We start from the raw sequence: 16359 nt of genomic DNA, 5'->3' as shown, positions 1-16359 counted from the left end.
CGTGTCGATCAAAGTAATTCTCACCGACATCGAAGGCACCACCAGCGCGGTGAGTTTCGTGTTTGACGTGCTGTTCCCCTACGCCGCCAAACATTTGCCGGACTTTGTGCGCCAGAACGCTTCGCGTGCTGATGTCGCCGAACAGCTCGACGCCGTGCGCCGCGACAGCTTTGAGCCGCAGGCCGATGTTGAACGGGTTGTTGAAATCCTCTTGAGCTGGATCGCCGAGGATCGCAAAGCCACGCCACTCAAGGCCTTGCAAGGCATGGTCTGGGCGCAGGGGTACCGGGCCGGGCAGTTGAAAGGGCACGTTTACCCGGATGCCGTTGCAGCATTGCAACGCTGGCATGCGGCGGGCTATCAGCTGTTTGTTTACTCGTCCGGTTCGATCCAGGCGCAGAAGCTGATCTTTGGATGCTCGGAGGCCGGGGATCTGACGCCGCTGTTCAGCGGGTATTTTGATACGACATCGGGCGCCAAGCGTGAGGCGCAGTCCTATCGCAATATTCAGCAGGCCATAGGTGTCGAGGCAGACGAAATCCTGTTCCTGTCGGACATCGTCGAAGAGCTCGACGCTGCGCAGTCAGCCGGACTGAAAACCTGCGGCCTGGCGCGTGAAGGCGGCGAATTGGCAGGGCACGTGACGGTGGACACTTTTACTGGAATCGAACCGGAAGCGTTCTGAGTTAATCCAAACGAAATGTGGGAGTGGGCTTGCTCACGAAAGCGGTGTATCAGCCAGCATCTCTGTCGGCTGATACACCGCTTTCGCGGGCAAGCCCCGCTCCCACATTTTTTTGTTTAAGGCTGATTACAGCGAGTGATAGGTCGGCAGAGCAAAACGCTGCTGGCTCTGCAGCATTGCAATTTGCGGCAGCTCGCTGGCCTGTTCGGCCAGGTCACGGCGGATCGCGCTGATCGCCCACGACAGTTGGTCACCGGCATGCAGTTGCTGATACGAGAGTGCGCGTTTGAAGACTTTGCCGTCGCTGCTACGCAGAGTGAGCAGGATGCCACCGTCAGGACGTGGGGCAGTGCTGACTTCGTAGTTGGAGAACAGCGATGTAAATTTTTCTTGAATCAGGCTCATGTCATCAGCTCCGTATGTACTTGAATGGCAAGCATGCGGAGGTAGTTGCAGCGTTTGTGCCAGCATTGATGATAAATAAATCCCTTTAAAATCAGCATTTTACAAGCAATGCATTTTGCAGGCGTCGTGCAATCTGCATGAATGGCCATCGTGCATCCTGCATTTTGCGTGATTTTTCCTGGCAGAACGGAACCAAACGTCCGTACCAGAATCAGCGCTTTCCCCACCGGTGTCTCGGGATACAAATCATTGCAAAAACCGCGTGTACAGCCCCGCGAGCGCTGACGTACTTTCCCTCTCGACCCTCGACACAAACGTCGGTCGCTGCCATTACCCGATAACAAGAACAGCGACCCGCACGCCCGGGTCGAACGGGGAGCTTTCATGCGTCATGCGCCAAGCGACACGATTACCTGGGGCATGATGCTCCGCAAGCTGCCGATGATCGCCAAGGCCATCCCCCGGGTGGTCAAAGGCATGAAGGCAGCCAACGTCACTGATCCCACCCAAACGTGTGGCCTGGGCTGGACTTTCGAGCAAGCGACGCTGCGCAATCCAGACGGCGTGGCGTTACTGCAGGATGACGTTGCATTGACCTACACTCAGGCCAACCAGTGGGCCAATCGCATCGCCCATTACCTGAGCGAGCAGGGCGTTGGCAAAGGCGATGTGGTCGCGGTTTTCATCGAGAACCGTGCGGAACTGCTGGTGACGATCCTGGCGCTGGCCAAACTCGGCGCAGTCAGTGCGCTGCTCAATACCTCGCTGATGCGCGACTCGCTTATCCACAGCATCAATCTGGTCTCGCCGGTCGCCATCGTGGTCGGCGAAGAGTTGACTGCGGCCTATGCCGGCGTGCGTGACCAGGTGTCCATCGCAGCACCGCGCACCTGGTTTGTCGCTGATCACGACACCTACAGCCATCCGGGCATCGCGCCCGAAGGTTACGTCAATCTGATCAGTGCCAGTGCCGACGCCTGCAGCGATAACCCGCCAAGCAGTGCACAGATCTTCTTCGACGATCCATGCTTCTACATCTACACCTCAGGCACCACCGGCCTGCCCAAGGCCGGGGTATTCAAACATGGGCGCTGGATGCGCAGTTCGGCGAGCTTCGGCATGATCGCCCTCGATATGCGCCCGGATGATGTCGTCTACTGCACTTTGCCCCTGTATCACGCCACAGGCCTTTGCGTGTGCTGGGGGTCGGCGGTCAATGGCGCTGCTGGCTTCGCCATCCGTCGCAAATTCAGCGCCAGCCAGTTCTGGAATGATGTGCGCCGGTATCGCGCCACCACCATCGGCTATGTCGGCGAACTGTGCCGCTACCTGGTCGAGCAACCGGCCAGCGCCGATGACAACCGTCACGAGGTGCGCAAGATGATCGGCAACGGCCTGCGCCCCGGTGCCTGGGCCGCGTTCAAGACACGTTTTGCCGTCGAGCACATCTGTGAGCTGTACGCGGCGAGCGACGGCAATATCGGTTTCAGCAATATCCTCAATTTCGACAACACCGTCGGTTTCTCGCTGATGGCCTGGGAGCTGGTTGCCTACGATCACGACAGTGGCGAGCCGTTGCGCGGCGAGGATGGTTTCATGCGCAAGGCCGGCAAGGGCGAGCAGGGCCTGCTATTGGCGCGGATCGACGACAAGGCGCCGCTGGACGGCTACACCGATCCGCAGAAAACCGCCCGCGTCGTACTGCACGATGTGTTCAACAAGGGCGATCGCTTTTTCAACACCGGCGACCTGCTGCGCAACATCGGTTTCGGCCACGCGCAGTTCGTAGATCGCCTCGGTGATACCTATCGCTGGAAGGGCGAAAATGTCTCGACCACCGAAGTCGAGAACCTGTTCTTGCAGCATCCGTTGATCTCTGAAGCGGTGGCCTATGGGGTAGAAATCCCCAATACCAACGGACGTGCGGGAATGGCGGCGATCACGCCCGCCGAATCCCTGGCCACGCTGGATTTTGCCGAACTGTTGAGTTTTGCCCGGCAACGCATGCCGGCTTATGCCGTGCCGTTGTTCTTGCGGGTGAAAGTAAAAATGGAAACCACCGGGACCTTCAAATACCAGAAGACTCGCCTGAAAAAGGAGGGCTTTGACCCCGGACTCACGGGCGATGACCCGATCTTCGCCTGGCTGCCTGGCAGCGAAACCTATGTGCATGTCAGTGAGCAAATCCTCACTGAAATTCAACAAGGCAAACATCGATATTGAGTGTGGCTATTGGGGCGCTCGGAAAAAACCAAGTGACAGCCACCGTCGCGCTCGGGAAACTGTCGGCCTTCCGATAGACCGAAAATGGAGTGCCCCATGTCCGACCAAAGCCGCCAGATGACCCCTGAAGAAGCTGCCGAATTCACTGAGCAGGTTTTCAACAAGGCGCGCGACGGTGATGCCGAAATGCTTGATCGCCTGGTCACCGCCGGGCTGCCGGTGAACCTGAAAAACAGCAAGGGCGACACGCTGCTGATGCTTGCCAGTTACTACGGCCATATCGATGCGGTGAAGGTTCTGCTTAAACACAAGGCCGATCCGGAAATGCGCAATGGCAATGGCCAGAGCCCGATTGCCGGTGCAGCTTTCAAAGGCGACCTGGCGGTAGTCAAAGCACTGGTCGAGGCGGGCGCCGAGATCGAAGGTTCCTCGTTCGATGGCCGCACGGCATTGATGATGGCGGCGATGTTCAACCGCGTTGAAATCGTCGATTACCTGATCGGCCAGGGCGCTGATCCACAAGCCAGGGACGCCAATGGCGTAACCGCGCTGGATGCGGCGCGAACCATGGGCGCGGTGGATACCACTGCGCAGCTGGAGAAGTTGTTGGCTTGATAAACGTCAAGACATCGCAGCCTGTACTCGGTCAAACGCAGAATCTGTAGCAGCTGCCGAAGGCTGCGATGTTTTGCTTTTCTGCGCTATTCTTCGCGCCCGCAAAATCTACCTTCGCCACAGGATCCGCCCTCATGAAAGCCGCACTCGTCGAACTCATCAGCAAAATCAGCTCCGGCTGCATGGGCGAGGACGAGATCCTGAAAGTCGCCGACGAAGCCGCGCAGGCCTACGCTGATGCCGATGCGTTTCTGGCAGCCAATCCGGACATCAACTACGACGACACCTTCCCGATTCCGCTGGGTGAGTGGGTGGTGGTCGGCAGCCTGCCGGAAACCGTATTGTTCCAGGCCGACACCTACGTCGATCTGTTCGCGCAAATCGTTGCCTCGTTTGGCCCGGGTGTGGATTTCAACCTCAAATCCAAACAATTGGCCAAGACCGAAGCGCTGACTGCACTCAACCGCATCCAGGTGCAGATGAGTAGCCTGAACAAGGAAAACGGCGGTTACACGCTGATGAACTTCAGCCAATTGCTCGACGATGAGCTGCAGATGGTCCTTGTCTACGGGAACGATGTGCCGCGCGTGCTCGAGTTATGCGCCGAGATTGGCATCGCCGCTGCGCCGGCGCTGGAAGCCTTGAAGGTGGCCGTTCACGTCTGAACGCAATAAAAGGGAACCCTGCGCGCGACCGTCTATCCTAAAAGTGCATGCCACTATTCTGGAGCGACACCATGGGTTCCACGTTCAACGGTCTGATTGGTCTGATCATTCTTGCCCTCGACATCTGGGCCATCATCAACGTACTGAAAAGCGGCACCTCCACCGGGATGAAAATCGTCTGGGTGTTGCTGATCATCTTCCTGCCGGTGCTCGGCCTGATCATCTGGGCGATTGCCGGGCCACGGGGCAACGTGCGGATCTGAATCAGCTAACACCGCAATACCCTGTAGGAGCTGCCGAAGGCTGCGATCTTTTTGGGACGCAGAGCGTCCCCAGTTGCATTCCCACGCAGAGCGTGGGAACGATCAAAGATCGCAGCCTTCGGCAGCTCCTACAGGAATTGTGGTTGTGAGGTTCGACCTGTCATCTTCGGCAACGTAGAATGCGCGCCTTTCCCGGGCAATCGTCCCCACGATGACGCCCGCGCATTTATCGGAGCACCTGACCATGACCGTCACCAAGACCAGCGAGTACCTGGAAACCCTCTACGAAGGCTACGGCCAGCGTTTTCGCATGGAAAAACTGCTGCACGAAGTGCGCACCGAGCACCAGCACCTGGTGATCTTCCAGAACCCGCGCATGGGCCGGGTCATGGCGCTGGACGGCGTGATCCAGACCACCGAAGCTGACGAATTCATCTATCACGAAATGCTCACCCACGTGCCAATCCTCGCCCACGGCACTGCCAAGCGCGTGTTGATCATTGGCGGTGGTGACGGCGGCATGCTGCGCGAAGTGACCAAGCACGCCGGCGTCGAGCACATCACCATGGTCGAAATCGACGGCACCGTGGTCGACATGTGCAAGGAATTCCTGCCGAACCATTCCGCCGGTGCCTACGACGACCCGCGCCTGAACCTGGTGATCGATGACGGCATGCGTTTCGTCGCCACCACCACTGAAAAATTCGACGTGATCATCTCCGACTCCACCGACCCGATCGGCCCGGGCGAAGTGCTGTTTTCGGAGAACTTTTACCAGGCGTGCCACCGCTGCCTGAACGAAGGCGGCATCCTCGTCACCCAGAACGGCACACCGTTCATGCAGATCGACGAAGTCAAAACCACCGCCGGTCGCCTGCGCAGTCTGTTCCCGGACTGGCACTTCTACCAGGCCGCCGTGCCGACCTACATCGGCGGCTCGATGACCTTCGCCTGGGGCTCGACCAACCCGGCCTACCGCAAGCTCAGCCGTGAAACCCTGCAGCAGCGCTTCATCGGCAGCGGCATCGTCACGCGTTACTACAATCCGGAGATCCACATCGGCGCATTCGCTCTGCCGCAATACGTGCTGCAAGCAGTCAACAAGCCGAGCAACGACTAAGACGACCCTGCAAAAGTCCCTCCCTGTGGGAGCGGGCTTGCTCGCGAAGAGGCCGTGCCATTCGACATTGATGTGACTGGCACACCGATTCTCGAGCAAGCCCGCTCGCACATTTGTCTGTGCGTTTTTCACGATCACGGCTGTAATCCTTTTGAACCAACTATCGTGCGAAAAAGTCGAGATAGAGGTAAGCCCATTTACGGGTTGATCGAGGAGGCACTGATGCAAAAGTGGAAAGTCACTTTCGTGGATGATCACGGCGAAATTGTTGATGAAGTCTTCGAACGTGAGGAATGCCCGTCCGATGATGAAGCCGCGCGGCTCATCAAGGAGCGGCTTCTTCCGGTCGCCGCCCAGCTGGATCTCAACGATCTGGAAGGGCGCACCGCCGATGCCGGGGTGAAAAACCTCAAAACCCAGAACGGCATCGAAATCCGCAGCATCACACCTGTCTGAACACTTCCTGTCATCTCGTAAACCAGACCTTGGCAGCGGCGCTCTCTTGGGGCTACTCTGCAAGCGAGATCAGCGAATGGATCGCTAAGGTCTGGTCTTGTCAGCTACATGCTTGTTTCCCGCGCGCAACCACGTTGCCGTAGTACTTAGGCCAAAAGGCCCGGGGCGGGAATACGGAAAGTCTATCCATCAATCGAGGGGGACGATTCATGAGCACAGCCTATCAAGAAGACATCAGCAGCAAGGTTCTGCGCCGCATGAAAGAAGGCGGTTTCGATTTTTCCCGGTTCCATCCCATCGAGTTCTACGCGATTTTCCCGGACGAGGAGCGGGCGCGCAGGGCAGCAGGCAAATTTCGTGGCGAGTCCATCAATGCCCAGGTCAGTGCGCGCGACGATGGTGCCTGGTCGCTGGAATTGAGCAAAGTGATGTACGCAACCTATGACGACATCGGCGATTTTGAACAGGGCTTCTCCGCCGTGGTCGAGCCGTTGGGCGGCATCATCGAGGGTTGGGGCGTGAAGCAGGAGGTGCGCAATCGTTACCGCTTGAATTGATCTTGCGCATTGTCTGTCGAGCAACGGCTGACCTTCGGGTCGGCCGTTGTCGTTTCTGGCCTGTGCACATCGCTGCGGCAAAACCCTGAAACAAGAATCCCGGGCAAAAAAAAGCCACCGGAGAGGGTGGCTAAAAGGGAAGACGGTTATGCAGTGAAGTCTTGGCGGGACGGGGCTGCCAAGGCAGTTCAGATCAATTGAGCTGGCTACGTCGCCGCACCTTGCCGGTGAAGTTTTGCAGCGAATGCGCGGATTATCCGCAGGCGCGGCCGGGCAGTGAAATCAACTCTGACTATGCTGGTGATAGGCGATGCAATGCGTCGCAATGAAGCGGGGGCAATCGGGCCGGGGCATTTGCCGCACAGGAATGGTGCGCTGCCTTTTGCGTGGATCTACAACCGATTGATATCAAAGCGTTTATGCCGATGGCACGGGCCTTGCGAAGGCCTGTATGTCCGGAGTGACAAGGAGTACGGCATGATCCGCACCTATTTTGACGAGATGTACGATGCTGGCGGCCTGGTTCGCCCGCATTACCGGGAATTTGCCCGTTGGCTGGCCGAGACGCCTGACGAGTTGCTCGCGCAACGCCGCCGCGAGGCCGATCTGCTGTTTCACCGTGCCGGTATCACCTTCACGCTCTATGGCGATGAGCAGGGCACCGAGCGCTTGATTCCGTTCGATACGATTCCTCGCAGCATTCCCGCCAGTGAATGGCGGATAGTCGAGCGCGGCTGTATTCAGCGGGTCAAGGCGTTGAACATGTTTCTCGCCGATCTCTACCACGAGCAGCGCATCATCAAAGCCGGGATCATTCCCGCCGAACAGGTGCTGGCCAACGAGCAATACCAGTTGGCGATGCAGGGCCTGGATCTGCACCGCGACATCTACTCGCACATCTCAGGCGTCGATCTGGTGCGCGATGGCGATGGCACTTATTACGTCCTCGAAGACAATCTGCGTACACCCAGCGGCGTGAGCTACATGCTCGAAGACCGCAAGATGATGATGCGCCTGTTCCCCGAACTGTTCGCCGCCCAGCGCATTGCGCCTATTGATCACTATCCGAACCTGCTTCTCGACACCCTGAAAAGCTCAAGCCCGATCGACAATCCCAGCGTGGTGGTGCTGACGCCGGGCCGCTTCAACAGCGCGTTTTTCGAGCACGCGTTTCTGGCGCGGGAAATGGGCGTAGAACTGGTGGAAGGCGCGGATCTGTTCGTGCGTGACGACAAGGTGTTCATGCGCACCACTGACGGCCCGAAAGCGGTCGACGTGATCTACCGTCGCCTCGACGACGCATTCCTGGATCCGCTCGCGTTCAACCCTGACTCGATGCTCGGCGTGCCGGGGCTGCTGTCCTCCTATCGCTCTGGCAATGTGGTGCTGGCCAATGCCATCGGTACCGGGGTCGCGGACGATAAATCGGTGTACCCGTTTGTCACTGACATGATCCGTTTCTACCTCGACGAAGAACCGATTCTGAAAAACGTGCCGACCTGGCAATGCCGCAATCCGTCTGAACTGTCCCACGTACTGGCCAGTCTTGCGCAACTGGTGGTCAAAGAGACTCAAGGCTCCGGCGGCTATGGGATGTTGGTAGGGCCGGCCGCGACGACGGCGGAAATCGATGCCTTCCGCGAGCGCATCAAAGCCAAACCGCATGCCTACATCGCACAACCGACGCTGTCGCTGTCGACCTGTCCGACGTTTGTCGAAAACGGCATCGCGCCGCGCCATATCGACCTGCGCCCGTTCGTGTTGTCCGGGCGCGAGACCCGAGTCGTGCCCGGTGGGTTGACGCGTGTTGCGTTGCGTGAAGGCTCCCTGGTGGTGAATTCGTCTCAGGGCGGCGGCACCAAGGACACCTGGGTAGTCGAGGATTGAAGGAAGCTTGCCATGTTAAGTAGAACTGCCTCGGATCTGTACTGGATGTCGCGTTACCTGGAGCGTGCGGAGAACCTCGCGCGCATGCTCGACATCAGTTATTCGCTGTCGCTGATGCCGCAGGACGGGCGCGGCGACGGTCTGCACGAACTCGCCATGCCGTTGCTGATTACCGGCACTCTCGAGGATTACCTTGAACGCCACGGCGATCTGCACGCCGAAAGGCTGCTGCATTTCTTTGCGCTGGACGCTGCCAACCCGGCCAGCATCTACAGCTGCCTCGGCGCGGCTCGGGCCAGTGCCCATGCGGTACGCGGGCGAATTACTGCGGACATGTGGGAAAACATCAACGCGACCTGGCTGGAAATTCGCGGGATCGCCGAACAGGGCCTGAGCCGCTACGGCATGAGCCGTTTTTGCGAATGGATCAAGGAGCGTTCGCACCTGTTTCGTGGCGCGTCCTACGGCACGATCATGCGTAACGACGCGTTTCGCTTCATTCGTCTGGGCACGTTCATCGAGCGCGCGGACAACACGCTGCGTCTGCTCGATGCCCGCTACGAAATGGCCGGCGATCAGGCCGAAGCGGTCAGCGATGGCACGGCCCATGCCTATTACCAGTGGAGTGCGCTGCTGCGAGCCTTGTCGTCGTTCGAGGCCTATACCGAAATTTATCGCGATGCGCCCGGCGCCCGGCATGTCGCCGAATTGCTGCTGTTGCGCGCCGATGTGCCGCGTTCGCTGCGTGCCTGTACCGAAGAAATCGACCAGATCCTGGCGCAGTTGCCGGGCGCCAATGGCCGCCCCGCACAGCGCCTGGCGGCGGAAATGGACGCTCGCCTGCGCTACACCGGCATCAACGAGATCCTCGAAGAAGGCCTGCACGCCTGGCTGACTGAATTCATTCCGCTGGTGCGCCAGTTGGGCAACGCCATTCACAGTTCCTATCTGGAGGCTGCATGAGACTTTCCATAAGTCACGAGACCACCTATCACTACGAAGATCAGGTGCGGGCGAGCATCCAGTACCTGCGCCTGACTCCCCACGACAGCGAGCGTCAGCATGTACTCAGTTGGCAACTCGACCTGCCGCGTCCGGTGCGAGCGCAGCTCGATCCGTTTGGCAACATCCTGCATGTGCTGACCATGGACGAGCCGCACGAAGCGATCATTATTGGCGCCCGTGGTCAGGTCGATATTGATGAATTGCGCGAGGCCGAACACGAAAGCCAGTCAGCGCTGCCCTTCCTGCGCTTCACGCGGCTGACCGAAGCCGACGAAGCCCTGCGCGAGTTTGCAGAGAAAAACTGCAAGCAACGCCGTGATCGCACCGCGCTGATCGACTTGATGCATGGCCTGAATCAGTACATGACCTACACCCCTGGCTCTACCGAAGTCGACACCAGCGCCGCAGAAGCATTCGCTGGTCGCGCCGGGGTTTGTCAGGATCATACCCATGCGTTTCTGGCCTGCGCGCGCAGCCTCGGCGTGCCGTCGCGTTACGTGTCGGGTTATCTGTATAGCGAAGATTGCGAGCATCTGGCCAGCCATGCCTGGGCGGAAGCGTGGCTGGATGACGCGTGGTACAGCTTCGACGTGACCAACCAGCTGGCACGCCCCGAACGACATCTCAAACTGGCGGTGGGCCTGGATTATCTTGATGCCTGCCCGGTACGTGGCATGCGCCGGGGCGGTGGCTGCGAGCAGATGCACGCGAAGGTGTTCGTCTCGCCGACGCCGGTAATTTCCGTGCAGCAACAGTAATTGCGGGGCCTTGTAGGAGCTGCGGCACGCTGCGATCTTTTGATCTTATCTGTAAAAAACAGGATCAAAGATCGCAGCCTCGTTGCACTCGACAGCTCCTGCAAAGTTTTCTGCTGATCAGGGTTTAACTTTGCGCCCGGCCATGTGCATGAGATAGCCCACCAGCATTTCGAGATCCCCGTCCGGCAACACCTGCGTCGAAAACCCCGGCATCTTCGCCTGCGGCCACTGGCGCAAACTCTGCGGGTCGCGAATGTAACGCTTCAAGAAATCAGCACCGAAATACTCGGTCGGGCTATACGGAATATTCAGATCAGGCCCGAACTGCGCATCCCCGGCACCATTCAACCGGTGACACGCCAGGCAGTTTTTCTGAAACAAGGCAAAACCCTGGTTCACCGGATCATCGGCCTTCAAGGCACGATCCGGCAGCAGGGCAGGGAAGCGCTGGGCCACTGGCGCCATCAACTTGATGCTGGCGACTTCGAACGGCCACTGTTCGGGGCTGATATTGCCGGCATGCGGATCAGTCCAGACCAGATAGAACGGCCCGGCGCTATGCTTGCCCGCCGACAACGGTGGCCACGGCTGCGCCGGATCCTCGATTGCCAGCCATGCTCGTGCGCCGTCCCTGTCAAGCAACGGCGCAGCCGCCAATTCTGCGGCAAAGCCGTCCAGCGCCACCGCTTGCAAGTGATCTTCGGGCTTGACGCCGATCAGCAGCGCTGCCACAGGCACAACTTGATAGGTCATGTCTTTTTTGTAGGAAACATCATTGTTGATCGTGAGGGTTTGCACTTGAGGATGCTTGAGTAATTCCTCGGTCTGCCAGGTGCGGCTGTTTGCGCCTAACTGCAGGTCCAGTTGTGCGGCAGCCAAGGGCAAGCTCAGCAGCATGGCTGCGAGCGCAATGAGCGTTTTCAAATGATCGCCGTCCGTGTCGGGGGAGTGCGCAAAGGTTGGCACAACCACGCTGGCCCGGGTAGCGGGCCAGTCACATTTTCAGTGGCGATATACAGCACGCGCCGCTTGAGTCAGCCGATGACCTTGGTCAGATTCGGCAAGATCAACAACAGCGTCGTGGCAAAAAGAATGAGTCCTGCTTGACGTACTTTCGGTTGTTTGAACATGGCTTGACCGCCTTTATTGTTATTTCCTGATGCATGCCTGACCGCATATCCCTGACAGCATGCGTTGCACTTCCTGTTGGAGGACGCCCGTCTCGGCAAAACCCGACGACGATGGCGTACATGTTCACCTTAGGGCCCACGTCAGCGGTGGCTTAGATCCATTTCATATGGAGCGCTCGCGAAAAGCTTTAAAAAACACATGAGGCGTATTGCCAGCTTCTTCGCCGCCCGCTGGCTAGACAACTCGGTGACCTGAACCGGTTCACCTGAGACCCGATGACCGTCCGTCTGAGCGTGTGCGTCAAGCGCTTTGAGCAATGTGGTCATTGCCTGGCAGTCTGCTCGGGGCGAAAGTGAAGCGACCATAGATCAGGTTCGAGGACGTCATGACTGAAGCTTTGATTTTCGATGCCTTACGCACCCCGCGCGGCAAAGGCAAGGCCGATGGTGCGCTGCACAGCGTTAAACCGGTCAACCTGGTGGCGGGTTTGCTGAGTGCTTTGCAGGTGCGCACCGCGCTCGATACCAGTCAGGTCGATGACGTCGTCCTCGGCTGCGTCACGCCGATTGGCGATCAAGGTTCGGACATCGCCAAAACGGCGGTGCAAGTGGCCGACTGGGACGTCAGTGTCGCCGGCGTGCAGATCAACCGTTTTTGCGCTTCAGGTCTGGAAGCCGTGAATCTCGGCGCGATGAAAGTGCGTTCAGGATTCGAGGAGCTGGTGGTGGTCGGTGGCGTCGAGTCGATGTCACGGGTGCCGATGGGCAGCGATGGCGGCGCCTGGGCCCTGGATCCGCAGACCAATTTGCACAGCCACTTCACCCCCCAAGGCGTCGGCGCCGACCTGATTGCCACCCTCGAAGGCTTCAGCCGGCAGGACGTCGATGCCTACGCCCTGCATTCGCAACAGAAAGCGGCCCGCGCGCGGGCTGACGGCTCGTTCAGCAAGTCGCTGGTGCCGGTGCAGGACCAGAACGGCATCATCCTCCTTGATCACGATGAATTCATTCGCGCCGAATCGACCCTCGAAGGCTTGGGCAAGCTCAAGCCGAGTTTCGAAATGATCGGGCAGATGGGCTTTGACGCCACGGCGTTGCGGGTCTACAGCCATGTCGAGCGGATCAACCACGTGCACACGCCTGGCAACAGTTCCGGGATCGTCGACGGCGCGGCGCTGATGCTCATCGGCTCCGAAGCCAAGGGCCGCGCGCTGGGTTTGCAGCCGCGAGCGCGCATCGTCGCCACAGCCGTTACCAGTACCGATCCGACCATCATGCTCACCGGCCCGGCGCCGGCGACGCGCAAAGCGCTGGCCAAGGCCGGACTGCGTGTGCAGGACATCGACCTGTTCGAAGTCAACGAAGCGTTTGCCTCGGTGGTGTTGAAGTTCCTCAAGGACATGGCGGTTGACCCGAACAAGGTCAACGTCAACGGCGGCTCGATTGCTATGGGCCACCCGCTGGGTGCCACCGGTTGCGCGATCCTCGGCACCCTGCTCGATGAGCTCGAAGCGCGACATCTGCGCTACGGCCTGGCGACGCTGTGTGTCGGCGGCGGCATGGGCATCGCCACCATCATCGAACGGCTCTGAGCCCCGACTTCAAGGAACCCTGTTATGAGCGAAGCCATTCGTTACGAAAAAGGCCAGGACGGTATCGTCGTGCTGACCATGGACATGCCGGGCCAGAGCGCCAACACCATGAACGCCGTGTACCGCGAGGCCATGGCCGCTTGCGTTGCTCGCCTGGCAGCGGAAAAAGACAGCATTGCCGGGGTGATCATCACTTCTGCGAAGAAAACCTTCTTTGCCGGCGGCGACCTCAATGAACTGATCAAGGTCGGCAAGCCCGAGGCCAAAGCCTTCTACGACATGGTGCTGACGCTCAAGGCGCAGTTGCGCAGCCTGGAAACCCTCGGTAGGCCGGTGGTCGCGGCGATCAACGGCGCTGCGCTGGGTGGTGGTTGGGAAATTTGCCTGGCCTGTCATTACCGCATCGCCGTGGATGATGCCTCGCTGCAACTCGGTTTGCCGGAGGTGACGCTGGGGCTGTTGCCGGGCGGTGGCGGAGTCGTACGCATGGTGCGCATGCTCGGCATCGAAAAAGCCCTGCCGTATCTGCTCGAAGGCAAAAAGGTGCGCCCGCAACAGGCGTTGCAGGCCGGGCTGATTGATGAACTGGCAGCGAATCATGATGAGCTGCTGGCCAAGGCGCGCGCCTGGATTATCGCCAACCCGGCGGCAGTGCAGCGCTGGGACGTCAAGGGTTACCAGATTCCCGGCGGGACGCCGTCTAACCCGAAAGTGGCGCAGATGCTGGCGATCGCGCCATCGATCCTGCGCGCGAAAACCCAGGGCACGCTGCCGGCGCCGGAGAAGATTCTGTGCGCGGCGGTGGAGGGCGCGCAGGTCGATTTCGACACCGCGCACCTGATTGAAACCCGCTACTTCACCGAACTGACGACCGGGCAGATCTCGAAAAACCTGATTGGCACGTTCTGGTTCCAGTTGAACGAGATCAACGCTGGCGGTTCAAGGCCGCAAGGTTTTGCGCCTCATAAAACGCAGAAGGTGGGTGTACTTGGCGCCGGCATGATGGGCGCGGGCATCGCATTCGTCAGCGCCTCGGCCGGTATCGACGTCGTCCTCAAGGACATCAACCTCGCCGCTGCCGAGAAGGGCAAAGCGCATTGCGCGGCGCTGCTCGATAAGAAAGTCGCCCGTGGTCAAATGACTGCCGAACAGCGCGAAGCGGTGCTGGCGCGCATCGTTGCGAGCGAAAGCGATGCCGATCTGGGCGGTTGCGATCTGATCATCGAAGCGGTGTTCGAAGATCGCCAACTCAAAGCCAAGGTGTCCGCCGCCGCGCAACAGGTAGCGGGTGGCGAAGCGGTGATCGCTTCCAATACGTCGACGCTGCCGATCACCGGTCTGGCGACGGCGGTGCCCGATCAAAGCAAATTCATCGGTCTGCATTTCTTCAGTCCGGTAGAAAAAATGCCGCTGGTGGAAATCATCAAAGGTGCGCAGACCAGCGCCGAAACTCTCGCTCGCGGTTTCGATTTCGTTCTGCAAATCAAGAAAACTCCGATCGTGGTCAACGACAGTCGCGGCTTCTTTACCTCGCGGGTGTTCGGCACGTTCACCAACGAAGGCATCGCCATGCTGGGCGAGGGCGTCAGCGCGCCAATGATCGAGACCGAAGCGCGCAAGGCCGGGATGCCGGTCGGGCCTCTGGCAATCTCCGACGAAGTTTCCCTCAGTCTGATGAGCCATATCCGTCTGCAAACGGCCAGGGACCTGCAGGCCGAGGGGCAAACGCCGATCGAGCATCCGGCCTTCGCCGTGATTGACTTGATGCTCAATGAATTCAAGCGATCAGGCAAAGCTGCCGGAGGCGGCTTTTATGAGTACCCGGCGGGAACCTCAAAGCGTCTGTGGCCCGAATTGAAGACGCGTTTCGAGAAGCCCGACGGACAGATTCCAGCGAAGGATGTGCGTGATCGTCTGTTGTTTGTGCAGGCCATCGAAACCGTGCGTTGTGTGGAGGAGGGCGTGTTGACCTCGACGGCGGATGCCAACGTCGGCTCAATCTTCGGCATTGGGTTTGCCGCATGGACCGGCGGTGCGCTGCAGTTCATCAACCAGTATGGCCTGAAGGACTTCATCGCCCGTGCGCAATATCTGGCGGAGCAATATGGCGAGCGATTTACGCCGCCAGCGCTGCTGCTGGATAAAGCGGCGAAAGGTGAAATGTTCTAAGGCAAGCGGGCATTTCGGGGCTTGCCTTGGCCTGGTGTTTCAGGGCAGGCTCTGGGGTGTTCATTATTCCCATCACCTGTCAGGTATTTTTTATGCCGTTGCGCATCTGCATTCTCGAAACCGACATCCTGCGCCCCGAGCTGATCGATCAGTATCAGGGCTATGGGCAGATGTTTCAGCGCCTGTTTTCGCAACAACCGATCGCCGCTGAGTTCACTGTCTACAACGTGGTGAAGGGCGAATACCCAAGCGACGATCAGACTTTCGATGCGTACCTGGTCACCGGCAGCAAGGCCGACTCGTTCGGTACCGATCCGTGGATTCAAACTCTCAAGACTTATCTTTTGAATCGCTACGAGCGCGGCGACAAACTGCTCGGCGTGTGCTTCGGCCATCAATTGCTGGCGTTGCTGCTTGGGGGCAAGAGTGAGCGAGCATCCCAGGGGTGGGGCGTCGGCACCCACAGCTACAAGCTGGCGGCCAAGGCTCCGTGGATGAGCCCGGTGCGCGAGGAGCTGACACTGTTGATCAGCCACCAGGATCAAGTGACCGAGCTACCGGAGAATGCGACGGTGATCGCCTCCAGCGATTTCTGCCCGTTCGCGGCTTATCACATCAACGATCAAGTGCTGTGCTTCCAGGGTCACCCGGAGTTCATTCACGATTACTCGCGCGCACTGCTTGAACTACGGCAGGAAGCGCTGGGTTCGCAGATCTACAGCAAGGGTGTTGCCAGCCTTGAGCAGGAGCATCACGGCGCTACGGTCGCTGAGTGGATGATGCGGTTTGTGGCGCACAAGCCGGAAGCTGCCTGACACTTGCAAGTTCC

16 protein-coding genes are annotated in these 16359 nt (G+C 59.2%); 14 read left to right on the top strand and 2 right to left on the bottom strand.

Annotation, left to right across the window (positions count from 1 at the left end):
• Position 1 precedes the first annotated feature (1 nt).
• Positions 2–685: an acireductone synthase gene (gene mtnC / locus ACIGDJ_RS22000; protein ID WP_101157466.1), complete on the top strand. Its 684-nt coding sequence runs from the start codon at positions 2–4 to the stop codon at positions 683–685.
• Positions 686–811: 126 nt separating this feature from the next.
• Here the strand turns inward: mtnC and ACIGDJ_RS21995 are convergent, their stop codons facing one another.
• The gene (locus ACIGDJ_RS21995; protein ID WP_016773780.1) at positions 812–1090 is read right to left on the bottom strand and encodes a DUF3509 domain-containing protein; all 279 of its coding nucleotides are present in this window, start codon (positions 1088–1090) and stop codon (positions 812–814) included.
• 384 nt (positions 1091–1474) lie between these two features.
• On the opposite strand from ACIGDJ_RS21995, the gene ACIGDJ_RS21990 reads away from it, so the two are divergent.
• The 10 genes from ACIGDJ_RS21990 (at position 1475) to ACIGDJ_RS21945 (ending at position 10639) form a co-directional block, all read left to right on the top strand.
• The gene (locus ACIGDJ_RS21990; RefSeq protein ID WP_397479566.1) at positions 1475–3313 is read left to right on the top strand and encodes a long-chain-acyl-CoA synthetase; all 1839 of its coding nucleotides are present in this window, start codon (positions 1475–1477) and stop codon (positions 3311–3313) included.
• Between the two features lie 96 nt (positions 3314–3409).
• Positions 3410–3928: an ankyrin repeat domain-containing protein gene (locus ACIGDJ_RS21985; RefSeq protein ID WP_101157462.1), complete on the top strand. Its 519-nt coding sequence runs from the start codon at positions 3410–3412 to the stop codon at positions 3926–3928.
• A 134-nt stretch (positions 3929–4062) separates the two neighbouring features.
• Complete coding sequence (locus ACIGDJ_RS21980) at positions 4063–4593, top strand: hypothetical protein (protein ID WP_101157460.1); 531 nt, start codon at positions 4063–4065, stop codon at positions 4591–4593.
• 71 nt (positions 4594–4664) lie between these two features.
• Positions 4665–4856 (top strand): PLDc N-terminal domain-containing protein, encoded by a 192-nt coding sequence (locus ACIGDJ_RS21975; RefSeq protein WP_101157458.1) that lies wholly within the window; start codon positions 4665–4667, stop codon positions 4854–4856.
• A gap of 244 nt (positions 4857–5100) precedes the next feature.
• Positions 5101–5976: a polyamine aminopropyltransferase gene (gene speE / locus ACIGDJ_RS21970; RefSeq protein WP_016773785.1), complete on the top strand. Its 876-nt coding sequence runs from the start codon at positions 5101–5103 to the stop codon at positions 5974–5976.
• Between the two features lie 222 nt (positions 5977–6198).
• Positions 6199–6432 (top strand): hypothetical protein, encoded by a 234-nt coding sequence (locus tag ACIGDJ_RS21965; protein ID WP_041479357.1) that lies wholly within the window; start codon positions 6199–6201, stop codon positions 6430–6432.
• Positions 6433–6641: 209 nt separating this feature from the next.
• The gene (locus tag ACIGDJ_RS21960; protein ID WP_101157450.1) at positions 6642–6989 is read left to right on the top strand and encodes a ribonuclease E inhibitor RraB; all 348 of its coding nucleotides are present in this window, start codon (positions 6642–6644) and stop codon (positions 6987–6989) included.
• A gap of 477 nt (positions 6990–7466) precedes the next feature.
• Positions 7467–8876 (top strand): circularly permuted type 2 ATP-grasp protein, encoded by a 1410-nt coding sequence (locus ACIGDJ_RS21955; RefSeq protein WP_397479567.1) that lies wholly within the window; start codon positions 7467–7469, stop codon positions 8874–8876.
• 12 nt (positions 8877–8888) lie between these two features.
• On the top strand, positions 8889–9839 hold the full coding sequence (locus ACIGDJ_RS21950) for an alpha-E domain-containing protein (protein WP_101157446.1): 951 nt from the start codon (positions 8889–8891) through the stop codon (positions 9837–9839).
• A complete protein-coding gene (locus tag ACIGDJ_RS21945; protein WP_397479568.1) occupies positions 9836–10639 on the top strand; it encodes a transglutaminase N-terminal domain-containing protein in 804 nt (267 codons plus the stop codon). The genes ACIGDJ_RS21950 and ACIGDJ_RS21945 overlap by 4 nt, the downstream gene beginning before the upstream one ends.
• A 117-nt stretch (positions 10640–10756) precedes the next feature.
• On the opposite strand, the gene ACIGDJ_RS21940 is transcribed toward ACIGDJ_RS21945, so the two are convergent.
• Positions 10757–11536, bottom strand: coding sequence for a c-type cytochrome (locus ACIGDJ_RS21940; protein WP_397479581.1), 780 nt, complete (start codon positions 11534–11536; stop codon positions 10757–10759).
• 619 nt (positions 11537–12155) lie between these two features.
• Between ACIGDJ_RS21940 and ACIGDJ_RS21935 the strand changes: the two genes are divergently transcribed.
• The 3 genes from ACIGDJ_RS21935 to ACIGDJ_RS21925 all read left to right on the top strand — a co-directional run bounded on the left by ACIGDJ_RS21935 (position 12156) and on the right by ACIGDJ_RS21925 (position 16345).
• Positions 12156–13361 (top strand): acetyl-CoA C-acetyltransferase, encoded by a 1206-nt coding sequence (locus tag ACIGDJ_RS21935; protein WP_397479569.1) that lies wholly within the window; start codon positions 12156–12158, stop codon positions 13359–13361.
• A 24-nt stretch (positions 13362–13385) separates the two neighbouring features.
• Complete coding sequence (locus ACIGDJ_RS21930; protein ID WP_397479570.1) at positions 13386–15530, top strand: 3-hydroxyacyl-CoA dehydrogenase NAD-binding domain-containing protein; 2145 nt, start codon at positions 13386–13388, stop codon at positions 15528–15530.
• Between the two features lie 92 nt (positions 15531–15622).
• Positions 15623–16345 (top strand): amidotransferase, encoded by a 723-nt coding sequence (locus ACIGDJ_RS21925; protein ID WP_101157433.1) that lies wholly within the window; start codon positions 15623–15625, stop codon positions 16343–16345.
• Positions 16346–16359: the final 14 nt, after the last annotated feature.

The sequence above is a fragment of the Pseudomonas sp. NPDC079367 genome (assembly GCF_044542195.1).
Classification (GTDB): Bacteria; Pseudomonadota; Gammaproteobacteria; order Pseudomonadales; family Pseudomonadaceae; genus Aquipseudomonas.
Note: the sequence above shows the minus strand (reverse complement) of the source record. Positions and strands in the feature narration are given on the sequence as shown.

What these genes read in the sequence shown, in the direction of transcription:
- ACIGDJ_RS21955 (WP_397479567.1), top strand. Translation starts at nt 7,467, where the DNA reads ATGATCCGCACCTATTTTGACGAGATGTACGATGCTGGCGGCCTGGTT.
- ACIGDJ_RS21930 (WP_397479570.1), top strand. Translation starts at nt 13,386, where the DNA reads ATGAGCGAAGCCATTCGTTACGAAAAAGGCCAGGACGGTATCGTCGTG.
- ACIGDJ_RS21925 (WP_101157433.1), top strand. Translation starts at nt 15,623, where the DNA reads ATGCCGTTGCGCATCTGCATTCTCGAAACCGACATCCTGCGCCCCGAG.
- speE (WP_016773785.1), top strand. Translation starts at nt 5,101, where the DNA reads ATGACCGTCACCAAGACCAGCGAGTACCTGGAAACCCTCTACGAAGGC.
- ACIGDJ_RS21980 (WP_101157460.1), top strand. Translation starts at nt 4,063, where the DNA reads ATGAAAGCCGCACTCGTCGAACTCATCAGCAAAATCAGCTCCGGCTGC.
- ACIGDJ_RS21995 (WP_016773780.1), bottom strand. Translation starts at nt 1,090, where the DNA reads ATGAGCCTGATTCAAGAAAAATTTACATCGCTGTTCTCCAACTACGAA.
- ACIGDJ_RS21940 (WP_397479581.1), bottom strand. Translation starts at nt 11,536, where the DNA reads ATGCTGCTGAGCTTGCCCTTGGCTGCCGCACAACTGGACCTGCAGTTA.
- ACIGDJ_RS21965 (WP_041479357.1), top strand. Translation starts at nt 6,199, where the DNA reads ATGCAAAAGTGGAAAGTCACTTTCGTGGATGATCACGGCGAAATTGTT.
- ACIGDJ_RS21990 (WP_397479566.1), top strand. Translation starts at nt 1,475, where the DNA reads ATGCGTCATGCGCCAAGCGACACGATTACCTGGGGCATGATGCTCCGC.
- ACIGDJ_RS21975 (WP_101157458.1), top strand. Translation starts at nt 4,665, where the DNA reads ATGGGTTCCACGTTCAACGGTCTGATTGGTCTGATCATTCTTGCCCTC.
- ACIGDJ_RS21950 (WP_101157446.1), top strand. Translation starts at nt 8,889, where the DNA reads ATGTTAAGTAGAACTGCCTCGGATCTGTACTGGATGTCGCGTTACCTG.
- ACIGDJ_RS21935 (WP_397479569.1), top strand. Translation starts at nt 12,156, where the DNA reads ATGACTGAAGCTTTGATTTTCGATGCCTTACGCACCCCGCGCGGCAAA.
- ACIGDJ_RS21960 (WP_101157450.1), top strand. Translation starts at nt 6,642, where the DNA reads ATGAGCACAGCCTATCAAGAAGACATCAGCAGCAAGGTTCTGCGCCGC.
- ACIGDJ_RS21985 (WP_101157462.1), top strand. Translation starts at nt 3,410, where the DNA reads ATGTCCGACCAAAGCCGCCAGATGACCCCTGAAGAAGCTGCCGAATTC.
- ACIGDJ_RS21945 (WP_397479568.1), top strand. Translation starts at nt 9,836, where the DNA reads ATGAGACTTTCCATAAGTCACGAGACCACCTATCACTACGAAGATCAG.